Origin of the sequence: Streptomyces sp. NPDC052101 (genome assembly GCF_040680235.1) — a bacterium.
Taxonomy (GTDB): domain Bacteria; phylum Actinomycetota; class Actinomycetes; order Streptomycetales; family Streptomycetaceae; genus Streptomyces.
On record NZ_JBFAWH010000072.1, the window covers coordinates 1 to 12,895 of the forward strand.

The 12,895-nt window shown below is 70.1% G+C and carries 12 protein-coding genes and 2 pseudogenes; 7 read left to right on the top strand and 7 right to left on the bottom strand.

From position 1 onward, the window contains the following. Window positions 1-203, bottom strand: a pseudogene (locus AB0L75_RS42920) (hypothetical protein); the annotation flags it as partial. Between the two features lie 211 nt (window positions 204-414). On the opposite strand from AB0L75_RS42920, the gene AB0L75_RS42925 reads away from it, so the two are divergent. Together AB0L75_RS42925 and AB0L75_RS42930 are read left to right on the top strand one after the other, a co-directional pair. Further along, window positions 415-855 (top strand): hypothetical protein, encoded by a 441-nt coding sequence (locus tag AB0L75_RS42925; RefSeq protein ID WP_365191731.1) that lies wholly within the window; start codon window positions 415-417, stop codon window positions 853-855. Window positions 856-1,128: 273 nt separating this feature from the next. Continuing rightward, entirely contained in the window at window positions 1,129-1,818 is a 690-nt protein-coding gene (locus tag AB0L75_RS42930; protein WP_365191732.1) for a hypothetical protein, read from the top strand. Window positions 1,819-1,881: 63 nt separating this feature from the next. Here AB0L75_RS42930 and AB0L75_RS42935 read toward each other — a convergent pair whose 3' ends face one another. Genes AB0L75_RS42935 through AB0L75_RS42945 form a run of 3 tightly spaced genes read right to left on the bottom strand, consistent with a single transcriptional unit; the run spans window position 1,882 to window position 4,644 of the window. Continuing rightward, window positions 1,882-2,559, bottom strand: a complete 678-nt coding sequence (locus AB0L75_RS42935; RefSeq protein ID WP_365191733.1) for a sulfotransferase family protein — start codon at window positions 2,557-2,559, stop codon at window positions 1,882-1,884. Further along, window positions 2,552-3,499: an NAD-dependent epimerase/dehydratase family protein gene (locus AB0L75_RS42940; RefSeq protein ID WP_365191734.1), complete on the bottom strand. Its 948-nt coding sequence runs from the start codon at window positions 3,497-3,499 to the stop codon at window positions 2,552-2,554. Before AB0L75_RS42940 ends, AB0L75_RS42935 begins: the two co-directional genes overlap by 8 nt. Continuing rightward, on the bottom strand, window positions 3,496-4,644 hold the full coding sequence (locus AB0L75_RS42945; RefSeq protein ID WP_365191735.1) for a glycosyltransferase family 4 protein: 1,149 nt from the start codon (window positions 4,642-4,644) through the stop codon (window positions 3,496-3,498). The genes AB0L75_RS42940 and AB0L75_RS42945 overlap by 4 nt, the downstream gene beginning before the upstream one ends. Window positions 4,645-5,217: 573 nt before the next feature. Between AB0L75_RS42945 and AB0L75_RS42950 the strand changes: the two genes are divergently transcribed. The 5 genes from AB0L75_RS42950 (at window position 5,218) to AB0L75_RS42970 (ending at window position 9,885) form a co-directional block, all read left to right on the top strand. Next, window positions 5,218-6,141 carry an HEXXH motif-containing putative peptide modification protein gene (locus AB0L75_RS42950; RefSeq protein WP_365191736.1) on the top strand — a complete coding sequence of 308 codons (924 nt, stop codon included), beginning with the start codon at window positions 5,218-5,220 and terminating at the stop codon, window positions 6,139-6,141. After that, the gene (locus tag AB0L75_RS42955) at window positions 6,138-7,361 is read left to right on the top strand and encodes a YcaO-like family protein (RefSeq protein ID WP_365191737.1); all 1,224 of its coding nucleotides are present in this window, start codon (window positions 6,138-6,140) and stop codon (window positions 7,359-7,361) included. Before AB0L75_RS42950 ends, AB0L75_RS42955 begins: the two co-directional genes overlap by 4 nt. 23 nt (window positions 7,362-7,384) lie before the next feature. Further along, window positions 7,385-8,128 carry a class I SAM-dependent methyltransferase gene (locus AB0L75_RS42960; RefSeq protein WP_365191738.1) on the top strand — a complete coding sequence of 248 codons (744 nt, stop codon included), beginning with the start codon at window positions 7,385-7,387 and terminating at the stop codon, window positions 8,126-8,128. Beyond that, entirely contained in the window at window positions 8,125-8,985 is an 861-nt protein-coding gene (locus AB0L75_RS42965) for a class I SAM-dependent methyltransferase (protein WP_365191739.1), read from the top strand. Before AB0L75_RS42960 ends, AB0L75_RS42965 begins: the two co-directional genes overlap by 4 nt. A 90-nt stretch (window positions 8,986-9,075) precedes the next feature. Further along, entirely contained in the window at window positions 9,076-9,885 is an 810-nt protein-coding gene (locus tag AB0L75_RS42970; protein WP_365191742.1) for a phytanoyl-CoA dioxygenase family protein, read from the top strand. A gap of 641 nt (window positions 9,886-10,526) precedes the next feature. On the opposite strand, the gene AB0L75_RS42975 is transcribed toward AB0L75_RS42970, so the two are convergent. The 3 genes and pseudogenes from AB0L75_RS42975 to AB0L75_RS42985 all read right to left on the bottom strand — a co-directional run. After that, window positions 10,527-11,870, bottom strand: coding sequence for an endonuclease domain-containing protein (locus AB0L75_RS42975; protein ID WP_365191740.1), 1,344 nt, complete (start codon window positions 11,868-11,870; stop codon window positions 10,527-10,529). A 74-nt stretch (window positions 11,871-11,944) separates the two neighbouring features. Then, window positions 11,945-12,103, bottom strand: coding sequence for a hypothetical protein (locus AB0L75_RS42980; protein WP_365191741.1), 159 nt, complete (start codon window positions 12,101-12,103; stop codon window positions 11,945-11,947). A gap of 589 nt (window positions 12,104-12,692) precedes the next feature. Further along, window positions 12,693-12,895: pseudogene (locus AB0L75_RS42985) on the bottom strand (MarR family transcriptional regulator); the annotation flags it as partial.

Consider the following 12,895-nt stretch of genomic DNA (forward strand, 5'->3'; position numbering starts at 1 on the left):
AGGGGAAAGCGGTGGTACAGCCAGACCGCGTGCGCGATCACCTCCACCGGGTAGCGGAAGCCCCGGTACGACGGCGGCATGTCCACGAGCAGGCCCCCTAAACGATCATTCCAGTGATCGTCCCACAGGACCCTGCACGCAAGTTGACGGTGCCGTCTCCTCGACTGATCCGCTGGCCGGTAGCCGGTCCAGTGCTTGTACATGGAGACGCGGATGTCCTCTGAGCTGGGACGATGGGACTTCCTACGGTTCCACGTCCGCAGAGCAAGACAACACCCGCGAGATGCAATCCTCCCATGCCGCTTCGGCGGTGTCCGCGGCGTTCGATGACGCGAACCTGATCGCGCATGCCGGGCTGGTCCCAGTGATGCGCCTGGCCGAACGGTGCGGGCTTGCCCGTCTGACGGCGTAGAAGTGAAGCTGAGCGGGGCCAAGAACTGTGCGGGTGTCGCAGCGGACGCCAAGGTCACCAGCATCGTGGCCGGTATGGTCGCGGGTGCGGACAGCATTGACGACCTGGACGTCCTGCGGCACGGTGCCATACCGGGCCTGTTCGACGGGATCCATGCCCCCTCCACACTCGGCACGTTCCTGCGCGCGTTCACTCACGGTCACGCACTCCAACTCCACGCCGTGCACCGCAGGTTCCTCGCCGTGCTGGCCGCGCACACCCCGCTGCTGCCGGGCGCCGGCGAGACGGCGTTCATCGATGTCGACGCCACCCACAAACGGGTCTACAGCCGCACCAAGCAGGGGGCGGAGTACGGCTGGTTCAAAGGGATACGCACCCTGCACCCCCTGCTCGCCACCATCTGCACCCCCACCCCCACCCTCATCCCCACCCCCGGCCGTTGATCGCCACCGTGCGGATGCGCCGCGGCAAAGCGGCTGACTCCCGCGGCGTCCCGAAACACGTCAGCGAAGCTCTGGCCACCGCGGTCGAGGCCGGCTGCACCGGCCTGCGCATCCTGCGCGCGGATTCGCAGTTCTACCGTGCAGGTGTGATCGCCGCCTGCCGCCGGGCCCAAACCCGCTTCTCGATCACCTGCGGCATGAAACCTTCCGTCGAACGGGCCGTCCTGGTTGTCCCCGAGGACGCATGGCAGCAGATCACCTACCCCACCGCCCGTGTCCGCCCCCGACAACGGCGAACTCAGCTTCGACGCGGAGGTCGCCGAGATCCCCGCCCACACCGCTTTCACCGGCAGAAAGAAGGCGAAGCTGGTCACCGCCCGTCTGATCGTGCGCCGGGTCCGCGACCCGGCCAAACCCGCCACCGTCGGCGAGCAGGGCGAACTCTTCCCCGTCTGGCGCTACCACCCGTTCTTCACCGATGACCCCGCGTCGATGCTCCAGGCCGAGCGGGAACACCGTCACCACGCCGACGTCGAGCAGGCCATCGCTGACAGCGAAGCCTCCGCCCTGGCCCACCTGCCCTCGGGGCACTTCCACGCCAACGCCGCCTGGCTGACCCTGTGGGCCACGGCCTACCACCTGCTGCGGGCCGCAGGCACCCTGGCCTCGGCATTCCACGCCCAAGGCCACCACCGCCACCTTGCGCGCTCACCTCGTCCGTGTCCCCGCCAGGATCGCCCGCTCCGCCCGGCGCCTGACACTGCACCTGCCGCAGCGATGGCCCTGGCAGGACTCATGGGCGCAGTTGTTCGCCGCCGTCCACGCACCGCCCGAAGCAGCCCTGCATCCCTGACCGCTTCGCCTACCAGGGCCCACCAGGGCCCAACCGGAGCCGAGGGAAGATCACTTCAAGATCCGGCCGGTGGATCGAGGCTTCGAGGCTTAGGGAAGGACGCAACGTAGACACCACCTTCCCATCGATTGGCCTGGCCGGGGCATCCGGGCAGCGAGGGGGATGAGGATCTTTCATAGCGGTTTCTTCGTGTCGGGCGCCGGTGTCGCGGCGGTGGGTCTGTTCACCGTGGTGGCCCTTCGGTTGAGCTCCGGGAAGGGCTCGTCGGGGACGGGCACGCCGAGGAAACGTGCCAGGAGTTCGTACCCCTGGCCACCGCAGATGTCCAGGACCAGCAGGTCGCCTTCCCGCCCGGCGAAGTAGCGCTTCACTTGCTCGATGTGGCGGCGGTAGACCCGGGCGAAGCGCTGGGGCTGGAACGCGTGGCAACCGTACACGGCGGCGCGCAGAAAGCGCTGGAGGTCGAGGTAGACCTCGCCCTGGTCGGCCTTGGTCTCGATGGGCCGCTGCCAGTGTCTTTCGCAGGAGCGCAGCCAGTCGGCCTCCTCACGGACGGTCAAGATGAACTTGGCGCCCGGCCAGGCGAGGTCGAGCTCCTCGTAGTAGGGCACGACCGTGATGTCGGTGATCCCATCACGCTCGGCGAGCAGCGGGAACCGCGCGGTGCCCTTCAGCAGTGCGTGGTAGGTGCCCTGGTCGGCGGGGTAGTGGGCGATATCGAAGCCCAGGGTTCGCAGCGCGGCTGTGAGGGAGAGGGTGCCGGTGCGCGACAGACCTAGGCCGAAGACCTTCGGCCGCCCGGAAACGGGGAGGTGCTCATGTGCTGTGGTGCGGGATCGGCTCTCACTCAAAGGCGGACCTCCTCAGTGGGGCTGCGTGAGCGGCCATCGCGGCCAGTCCGTCGAACAGTTCTGTGCGCGGACGGTAGCCGAAGGCTCGGGCGGCCAGGGTGATGTCGGCGCCGGTGTGTCGGGCGTCGCCGGGTGCGGCGGGCCGCGGGTCGAGGTTGATCGGGCCGATCACGCGCTCCACCGCGGCAATCGCCTGCTTCATCGACGCCGGGCGGTTCCCGCCGAGGTTGGCCACCCCGGTGAAGCGGGAGCAGGCCGCGTCCCGCATGGCGGTGACGACGTCCCGCACATAGGTGAAGTCGCGGGTCTGCTCGCCGTCGCCGTACAGAGGGAACGGTTCGCCGCTCCGGGCGGCCGCGACCAGACGGGCGAAGGCCATGTCGGGCCGCTGCCGGGGGCCGTACACCGTGAACAGACGCAGCGACACGCTGGGCAGGCCGTGGGCGGTGCGGTACAGCTCGCACAGGTGCTCGGCTGCCAGCTTGGTGACGCCGTACGGGGAGACGGGCCGTGGGCACACCGTCTCGGCAGTGGGGAAGACCGGCGCGTCGCCGTACACGGAGGAACTGGAGGCGTAGACGAACTTGCGCAGTGGGTGGTCCCGCACGGCTTCGAGCAGAACCTGCGAGACGAGCAGGTTGCGCCGGGTGTAGAGGGCGAAATCGCACCCCCAGGAGCGCCGTACGCCGGGCTGCCCGGCGAGGTGGTAGACGACCTCCGCGCCGTCGAGGAGGGCGGTGAGGTCCGCGTCGAGCAGGTTGGCCCGGTGGAATGTGAAGGAGGGGTGGGGGGTCAGCTCGTCAAGGTTGCGTAACTTCAGGGCCGGGTCGTAGGCGTTGGTGAGTGAATCGATGCCGACGACGGTGTCGCCGGATGCCAGGAGGTGTGCGGACAGGTGGGAGCCGATGAAACCTGCCGCCCCGGTCACCACCGCCCTCATGGGCGCTTCCCGGTGGGCTCGACCGGCGTAGGCAGCACCTGGTCGGCTCGGGCCCGCCAGGTGTGCCGGTCGTGCAGCCGCCGGCGGGCCTCGGCGCCCAGTGCTTCACGAAGGGTCCGGTCCTCGGCGAGCCGTTTCACCGCGTCCGCCCAGGCGTCGACGGAATCGGGCGGGCACAGCAGGCAGTTGGCGCCGTCGTCGAGGACCTCCCGCAGTACCGGCAGGTCCGAGGCGATGATGGCCTTCCCGTACGACATGTACTCGAACAGCTTCATCGGTGACACCCAGCGGCTGATTTCGCCGGACCCGCCGACCCCCTCGGCACAGAAGACCTTCCGCTGGTACGGCGCCAGCACGATGTCGAAGGCCCGGTAATAAGGGGGGAGTTCGGCGGGTGGCAGATGTCCGTGGAAGCGGACATTGGACTGGCTGCATCGGCTCTGCCAGTGCTCGCGGTCGGTCGCGGTGCCGCCGACGATGTGGAACTCGGCCTCGGGGAGACGGCCCGCGAGAGCGAGGATGATGTCCATGCCCCGGCCCGGGTACAGATGGCCGACGTAGCCGATCCGCAGTGCCCCGGGCCGGCCCGGAAGCCCGGCCGGCGGGCCGCCGTCAGGCACCGGATCGGCGCAGTCGTGAGCGGTGAGCAGGTCGGCCCGCGGCAGGGAGTCGAGCTGGGGGAAAGCCCGGCGGTAGTCGTCGGCGAGCGCCTGGGAGACGAACACGACGCGGCGCAGGTTCCGCCTGCCGAACAGCAGGCGTTCGATGCCGCGGACGACGCGGTCGCGCCACAGCAGATGGGTCTCGTAGACCAGGGGAGCCAGGTCCGAGGCGGCGAGCAAGGCGCGCAGATCCCGCCCGTAGAGGAGGTCGGGCACGCCCCGGCGGCGTAGGTCGGCACGCACCCGCCAGGCACGGATCCACACGCCCAGGCCCGGTATGCGAGGCTGCGCCACGGTGCGCACCTCGAAACGGTTGCGGGTGCCGTAGTAGGCGTGGACGTCCTCGGCGGGAGCGGTGCCTGGCGGGGCGTAGAGCACGACCTCGTGTCCGGCGTCTGTGAAGGCGTCGCACATCCGCATGACGTGCACACCGTTGGCATAGACGGAGGGGATGCTGCCGGAGTGCAGATAGGCGATCCGCATGGCTGAATGGGCCTCCGGGGGCGAGGTGATGACGGTCTGCCATGATCCTCACGGCCTTCTGGGGCCACAACCGTGCTCGTCGACAGGCCGGAAGCACGACAGGGGCGCACACTGGCGCAACGTCGGCCCGCGGCATGCCGGTCTGAGCCAACTTCCCGAGCCACTGGCATCTCGGAATTCCCGACACGCCACAGGCACACCACGCCGGGTTGCGCACGGGCGTGCGGCACGCCTGTCCCGTCCTGCCATCCGGGCCTCGGGGCGCACGGGAGACGGTTGCTGTCTGGTTCCCGCAGCGACCGATTGAGGGCCCTTGGTGCGTCGGCCGGGCCTGGGGTAGTTCTCGAAAGGGCGTCGCCCGGCGCTCGCTCGTATCCGACGCCAATGAGGGGAGGACCACATGGAGGACCGCGTGGAGAACCAGGACATCGAGCAGGTTACCGAGGAGCTGCCCGAATACGCGCTCATGATCGACGTTCCGGACCAGGACTGATCCGGGCCGTTTCGCATCCGCTACCCGCCGCATCCGTTCCCGACCCGGAGGTGGACCCTGAACTCGGTGGAGGAGAAACGATGCTGCGGGTAGCGCCCGATGCGCGCGAGACCGCCCGCGACGAAGAAGCGGTACGTCGCGTGGTCCACGCCGTTCTGGCCACGGCCGGGCTCCCCGCGCCGGTGCTGGCTCATCCGGCAGCGGTGGCAGCCGCCTTCGCAGTGCAAGCGGGCGAAGACGGAGAGCGCATTCTCCGCCAGGCGGCGATTCCGACGGCACCGCACCGGACCGGACCGGTCGGGCAAGGGCAGAGCCCGGCACCGGCCGCACCGGCACCCCATCTCGCCCGGTCGGTGGCCCGCGCCCTCGCTCTGGTGTCAGCCGGTGCGGACCCCTGCGGTGGATCGCGGTTGACCGCCTGGCGGCGCGCCGACCGTGCCGTGCTGGACGAGAGCCTCGCGCGGCTGGCCGCCGTCTGGCCGGAGATGCTGGCCGAACTGCGGATCTGCGTGGCCCAAGTGGCGCTCCTGGAGGGCCGGGCCATCGACGGATTCACCGACTTCGCCACCCATGGTGCGATCCATGTCCATCGCGCCCGGCTGAGCGCGAGCCCGCTGGGCCTGCCCGGCCCGGTCCGGTTCGCCGAGGCCCTGGTGCACGAGGGCACCCACACCCGCTGCAACGCTGCACAGCTGGGCACCCCGCCACTCACCTCCTCGGCCGATACCGCGGATCCGGTGCGGACCCCGCTGCGGTCCGATCCACGCCCGTTGACGGGTCTGTTCCAGCAGACAGTGGTGCTGGCCCGGTGCACGGCGTTGTATGTGCGGCTCCTCGCCGAGGAGACCGAGGCCGCCACCGCTCTGGCGGCCCGCCGGGACCGGCTGGCGGACCAGGCCCGGCAGGCGATCACCGCTCTCAGGGCACACTCCTCGATGCTCACCGAGCACGGGCTGGGCACCATGGAGGAGTGCGACTCGCTGCTTCGGGCGACCACGGTATGACCCACAGTCGGGGCGGGCCCGTCACATCGCCACGCGCCGCCCGCACCGCACCGACCACCCGGTCCGCCCGGCCGGACTGGCGCCCGCAGATCTTCGGACCGTTCTCCGTCGAGCCCGAGGTGCGCTTCGGCCGGATCGCGGCCCGCAGCCCGCTGTTCAACACCACGAACAGCGCCGGCGGAGACCGCGTCCTGATCGGTAGTGCGGCCGGCGCGGACGCCGCCGAGGTCGCCGTGCGGGGCCGCGGCGAGCTGCTGGAGCGGATGGGTAACGTCCTGGCAGGTCGCGCCACCGAAGCCGCCTCCGCACTCGTCGCCACGTACGCCGGACTACGGCGGCGGGGGGCACCCGTGCTGGACCCCGCTGCGTGGTCGGGTCCGGAGAGCCGGGAGGCACACCAGCTGTGGGTCACCGCACGCTCGTTGCTCTCCGACGCGGAGGTACTGGTCCCCGCCGGGCTCGCCTTCCTCCAACACCGCCCGCCAGCGGGCTGCACGGCACCGGTACGGGCCGGCTCCACCGGTCTTGCCGCCCACCCCGACCGCTCCGCGGCCGTCGGCCATGCGGCCTGGGAGATCCTGGAACGCGATCTGCTGCGCCGCAGCTGGCAGGCCCCCACCGTTCACCCACCCGCAGTTCACCCCGTTCTCGGCGAACTCACGCCCCCGGTGCGACATGTCTGTGAAAACCTCGGCCTGCGGGCCACCGCGCTGATCCTGCCCGCCTCCGGGGCCTGTACCGTCGCCGTCTGCCTGCACACGCCCGACCACCGCGAGCAGACGTTCGGCGCCCGCTGCGGCCCGCACAGCGACCGCGCGCGCCTCCTGGACCGAGCGGCTCACGAGGCGCTGATGGTCCGCTGGAGCATGGGCACCCCAGCGGCCCGTCGCGCCCGGGAGCGACTGGTACTCACGGGCACGCCGGTCTCCGCCGTCGATCACGCACTGTGGACGTACCACGGCGGCCAGGACGCGCTCGCGCACTGGCTACCGGACGAACCACGGACCCCATGGCCACCGCAGGCCGAACGGCTCACGCCGGTGGACCCGGTCCGTCTGCTGACCGAGCTCACGGCCCAGGACGTACTCGCCATCGAGACCACTCCTGCCGCGCTCCGCGACGAGGGATCGGCCATCGTTCGCCTCATCGCCCCCGGCACCCACCCCCTGCCCTCCACGACCCACCCGAGCTCGGGCGTCCCGCCGCACCCCTTCGGCTGATCCTTATCCCCAAGGAGGAACACGTGCCCCCAGCTCTCGGCTACGCCACCGAGCTCGCGGACCGCTACGACGACTGGTTCACCCCGCCCGCCTCGTCCACGGAGGCGACGGTGGCGCTGCTGGCACGGCTGGCCGGGAGCGCGCCGGACGGACCGCTGCTGGAACTCGGCGTCGGCACCGGCAGGGTGGCCCTCCCGCTGGCCGCCCGCGGACACGAAGTGCACGGCATCGACGCCGCCAAGAGCATGCTTGAGCAACTGCGCGGCAAACCGGGAGGGGAGGAACTGACCCTCAGTATCGGTGACTTCGCCGAGGTGGACCACGAGGGTGAGTTCGCCGTCGTCTATGTCGCGGGCTGGACCTTCTTCGAACTGCCCTCCCAGCAGGCCCAGCTGCGCTGCTTCCAGCGGGCCGCGCGGCGGCTGCTCCCGGGTGGGCTGTTCGTTCTCGACGCCCATCTGCCTGAGGCCCTGGCGGCCAGTGCCGGCGCCGGTACCCGGCCCGTGCCGACCGCCAACGGCGACTTCGCCCTGCGGACCCGCCGACTGCAGCCGGCGCAGCAGCGCTACACCTCCGACTACCTGGTCCTCGCCGACGGCCTCCTCCGGCACGTCCGGGTGGACTTCCGCTATGCCTCCCCCGGCGAGCTCGACCTGATGGCCTCGACGGCCGGCCTGCACCTGCGCGAGCGGTTCGGCGACTGGTCCGGCACGCCCTTCACCGACACCAGCAGCTACCACGTCAGCGTCTACGAGCTGCCCGCATGACCGCGCCGACTGCCGCCGGCGGACCGCGCGACCCGCAGACGTATCTGAGGAACAATCGCGAAATGTGGGAGCAATGGACGCCGTTGAAGGCCGCCTCGGCCCAATACGACCTGGACGGATTCCGGTCCGGCGGATCCCGGATGCGCGCGCTGGAAAGCACCGAGGTCGGTGACGTACGCGGCCGGTCGCTGCTACACCTGCAGTGCCATGTCGGAGTGGACACCCTCTCCTGGGCGCGGCTCGGCGCCCGTGTCACCGGTGTCGACTTCTCCGCAGAAGGCGTGGCCACCGCCCGCTCCCTGGCTGCCGACATCGATCCCTCAGCCGTCTTCGTGGAGGCCGACGTCCTCACCCTCCCCGACCACCTCGACGGGGTCTTCGACATCGTCTACACCTCTCACGGAGTACTCGGCTGGCTGCCGGACCTGCGCCGCTGGGCCGAGGTCGTCGCGCACTTCACCGCGCCGGGCGGCTTCGTCTACGTCTTCGAGGGCCACCCGGCCGGCTGGACGCTCGACAACCAGGTGCAGGCACCCGAACTCAGGCCGCGCTACTCCTACTTCGGTGAACCTGAGCCGCTGGCATTCGAGTACCGCAGCCCGATCGCCGCCCCCGACCAGCAGGTGCCGGGCGTCGAGTACGCCTGGGGGCACTCCCTCGGTGACGTTGTGAGCGCCCTGGCGGCCGCCGGGATGCGGATGGACTTCCTGCACGAGTGGCCCTTCACGGCCTGGCGTCTGCTGCCCTTCATGACCCAGGACGCGGACGGCTGGTGGCGGCTGCCGGACGGCCTGCCGGCCATGCCGTTGTCCTTCTCACTGCGCGCGAGCAAGCCGTGCGCACATCCGTCCATCTGACGGAGGGAGGGACACGTGCTATCGGCGAGCTTGCAGGAGTCGTGCCTTGCGGAGTTGGACCTGAGCCACATTCTGCGAGGCCGGTTGGCAGTGGTCCGGGGCGGGGCCGACCTGCTCGCCATACCCGAACCGCTGCACTGCACGGCACTGGCCTCTGTCGCTTCGGTCATCGCCCCAGGGGCCGCCGAACAGTTGGCAGAGCGCGGCCTGGAGCGGCTGCACACCATCACCGACGTCGAGGAGATCCGCGCCGTCCGCGACGAGCTGGACCGGCGCCTGAGGCAGGCCACTCGGCAGCTGCTGCTGCGCTTCGCCCGGGCGCTGCCCCCGCAGGGGCGCCGACTCTATGTGAGTGACCATCTCGGCGTGCGGATCATGCCGCCCCAGGCAGTCGTCGACGGTCGGGAGGGGGAGCTGGCGGACTACACCGGTTTCCTGATCCCGACCCATGCCCATGTGGACTCCTGGTTCAACACGCCCATCAACTCGGTCAACCTCTGGATGGCCGTCAGCCGCGTACGGCGGGACAACGGCTTGACCATCTGGCCGGATACGTTCCGCAGGCCCCTGCGGCACGACGGGGTGCAGCTGCTGCACGGCCAACCGGTCGGCGACCCGGTGGAGGTGGAACTCAGCCCCGGCGACCTGCTGCTGTTCGCAGGCGACCATCTCCATGCCACCCGTCCGAACACCAGCCCGGAGACTCGCTGGGTGGTCACCAAGCGGATCTGCCTCGGCCCGCCGCGCTACCACCCCCGAGCCACAGGCTGGATCCCGTACCTCGATATCCGCCTGCTCAACACACCGCTGCGAGCCTTGGCCCCGCTCCGTTCCGCCCTCACCGTCGGCCACGCCCGCCAACTCGTCCGCGACGCCCGTCGACTCGCCGTCCGGCGGTGATTCATTCGAGCCGAGGGCGGCTGGTGGATCCACCCGCGCAGTGGCCGGGGTGCCTGCCGCTTCTCCCCGCACCCGTCACTCCTGGCGCCTCCCCACGCCCCCTGGCGGCAACTCGCACCGTCCCAGCGGCACGGCCTGCCACCGTTCAGCCTGTGGTCAGGGCGTAGATCACGCCCTTGCGCGTCTGACACACAGCTGCGTCGCGATCCTTGAGCCCGTTAAAAAGGGCCGTTGACCTGCGGTTTCGCCGAGTGTGCATGATATGTGTTGTGGGCGTTGCAGGCGATATCTTGGCGCATGAGCGACGTATGTGAGGGAGTGTTGCAGCTGGAGGTGCAGCTGGAGGTGGAGGTGCGCTTCAGGCTCCTCGATGACGACCGTTGCGTGGAAGGGGGCCGTGGAGAAGTCGGCCGCGGCAGCACAGGGCACCGCGCAGGCCGCTCACCGCAACTCGGCTCAGATGCATGGCAGATCCCCCGATCAGCCTGGTCACTCTGTGAACATCATCGCTCAGCGATACGCACGTGCAGGCCCTTTCCGATCGTTGGGGACATCGCATTTCGCTGGGGCGTGCGGGGTGACCGTTTCGGAGGCCGGCGGCTGCGAGGTGACGTTGGGGCGCCAGGCCTTCCGGCGCTCGCTCAAAACAGTTCTAGGCCCTCGCCGCTGGTGTCCGCGATGACTGGCCGGAACTGGGCAGGGAGGCCGTCCAAGCGGTCAGGACCGGCCGCGGCGGCCACGGCAGGGGCCGTCTCGGCCAACCAGACACGAAACCGCTCGGCGGCTTCGCGGTAGGGGACTCGCACCAAGACACGGTGCTCGCCGGAGGGGCAGAAGTCGACGGCGACAGTGAGCAGGCAGGAACGGGGCGCCTGCTGACTGCCCGTCCAGGACACGCGCAGGACACCGCAGGGCTTGCGGCCGCGGGGAGCGCGGTGGGTCGGGCGCAGCGATCGGCAGGCTATGTGGGCGGTCCATGCGGCGAGGTGCGGCAGGGGCAGGGTGGTGCGTGCGCGGCAGCCGGGGCAGCGGTGCCAGTGGCGAAGCCAGTCGTCGGTGTCGGTGTGGAAGAGGCGTGTGTAGCGGTTCGCCACGCGGATGTCGTTGCTGTACAGGTGGTCGGGGCGTTCCTGTGTGTTGCAGGACTGGCAGACGGGAGCGCGGACGTAGCCGTGTTCGTGGCAGTGGTCGAGGACGGTGGCGGGCGCGGTGCGGCAGACGGCACACACCCACCCAGCCACCCTGCGGGAAGTACCGGGCTTCCTGCTGAGCACCGAGTACAGCTGGCCTTCCAGCTCTTGGTTGTACGGGCGCAGTGAACCGGTGGGGCTCTCGGAGCTCGTCGTCGGCCGACCGTCGGCGTCCGGGGCCTGGTGGGGGTGGGAGGGCGGCTCGGTGACGGCTGCGCTTGCCTGGCGGGTCCGCGCGGCTTTCACCCACTGCGTTTCGGTGTGCTCGGCCGCGTCGAGCAGCCTGACCACAGCGCGCGGCAGCCACCACGTCCGCTGCGTCGCGTCGCGGGTCTGCTCCACGAGTATCTGTCGCCAGTCGATCCCCGCCAGATGGTACGACGGGTCGACTTCACGTCGTGCTGCCTGTTCGGGGCCGTCCAGTTCCTGGAGTTCCCCCGTGATGCGCTGGCGCCAACGCAGCGGCGTTTCCTCGTTGCACTCCTGCCTCGGCGCCCCACGAAACGGACCGATGCGCACCAGATCCTGCCGATCCATCCCTACCGCGTTCAGTTCCGCGGCCGCCCGGCGCACCTCAGCCTCTGGAACATTCCACTGACCGCCGCTCGCCCTCACCGTCGCCACCGCGTAGCCGCCGAGCAGGACGTACCCCACCCAGGCACGGGCAGGAGAGCAGGTGAATGCCCCAGAAGCCGTCGGCACAGCACTGTCGGCCGTCAAATCGACCCACAGAACGTCCGCGGCACCCAGGCTGATCAGGCCGTCCGTGCGATCGGGCATGACACGTTCTGACATACCGACAGGCTAGCGGCCTGCAACGTGGCAACGGGTCTCCGAGCGCCTCGGTCGGCCGTGTCGTACTGCGTGATTCAGTGGGTGAACTTCGCGTGGGAGTAGCCGGTCATCGGATGCGGGGCGGCGACGGTGAGGTCGTCGAGTTCCTTGCGGACGACGTCGGCGGGCGGCGGTTCGGGAAGGTTGCGACGCACGGTCGTGGCAGTGGTTGCGTGGTCGGCGGGTGCTGCCACGGCGGGGGGGCAATGGTGACGGGGACCAGCAGCATGGTGGCCGCCGCCGTTGTAGGGGCGAGCTTCGCGTGGATCGGGCGCATGCGCTCATCTCTCTGGATCGGCAGAGTGTGCTGGTCAAGAGTGGTAGTGGCTCCCGGCGTTGTGGTGTCGGTGTCCGGGAACGGCATCACCCGAATGGTGGGCGAGGGGTCACCGCAGAAACGAACCACCTACGCCGGGGCAGGTGCCGACAGAGGGGGTGCTGGGGCTCCGTCCCGGGAAATCGATGTCGGCGCCGGGTGAGCGCGGGCCGGGCCGGGAGATGGATCGGCCAGGCCCGCGGTGCACGTGGCAGCGTCAGGTCCAACGAGTTGCTGGCACTCCGGTCACCTCGTACCGATTGCGTCTGGCTGAGCGGGCCTGCCGTCCGGGCCCTCTGGTGGATCGTCTCCGACTGGACCACCGCCTTGAGCAGGTTCCGTCTGCCCTGACGGGTGTGCCGGGCCGGTGCGGCTAGTTACGGAGGTTGGCTGCGTAGTGTTGCGGGTTGGCGGCGCGTGCTGAGCTGTTGGGGCGGGCGCCGCTGCTCGGCATCGCATGAAGATTGTCAGTGGTTGGTGGCCTCCGTGGGCAGACCCTGATGGGCTGCCAGCCGGTCGAGGAGGCTGGCTAGCGCGGCTGTTTCCGTCGCGGTCAGGTCTGCGGCGAATTCGGTGTCGATGGACCGCGCCAGCTCTCCGCAGGCTGCGAGCAGTTCCCGGCCGTGTTCGGTGAGTTTCAGTATCTGGCGTCGGCGGTCGGCCAGGTCTC

Excerpts from the sequence above, each read along its gene's own strand:
- AB0L75_RS42940 (WP_365191734.1), bottom strand. The coding sequence starts at position 3,499 with ATGAGGGCGGTGGTGACCGGGGCGGCAGGTTTCATCGGCTCCCACCTG.
- AB0L75_RS42945 (WP_365191735.1), bottom strand. The coding sequence starts at position 4,644 with ATGCGGATCGCCTATCTGCACTCCGGCAGCATCCCCTCCGTCTATGCC.
- AB0L75_RS42950 (WP_365191736.1), top strand. The coding sequence starts at position 5,218 with ATGCTGCGGGTAGCGCCCGATGCGCGCGAGACCGCCCGCGACGAAGAA.
- AB0L75_RS42955 (WP_365191737.1), top strand. The coding sequence starts at position 6,138 with ATGACCCACAGTCGGGGCGGGCCCGTCACATCGCCACGCGCCGCCCGC.
- AB0L75_RS42965 (WP_365191739.1), top strand. The coding sequence starts at position 8,125 with ATGACCGCGCCGACTGCCGCCGGCGGACCGCGCGACCCGCAGACGTAT.
- AB0L75_RS42975 (WP_365191740.1), bottom strand. The coding sequence starts at position 11,870 with ATGTCAGAACGTGTCATGCCCGATCGCACGGACGGCCTGATCAGCCTG.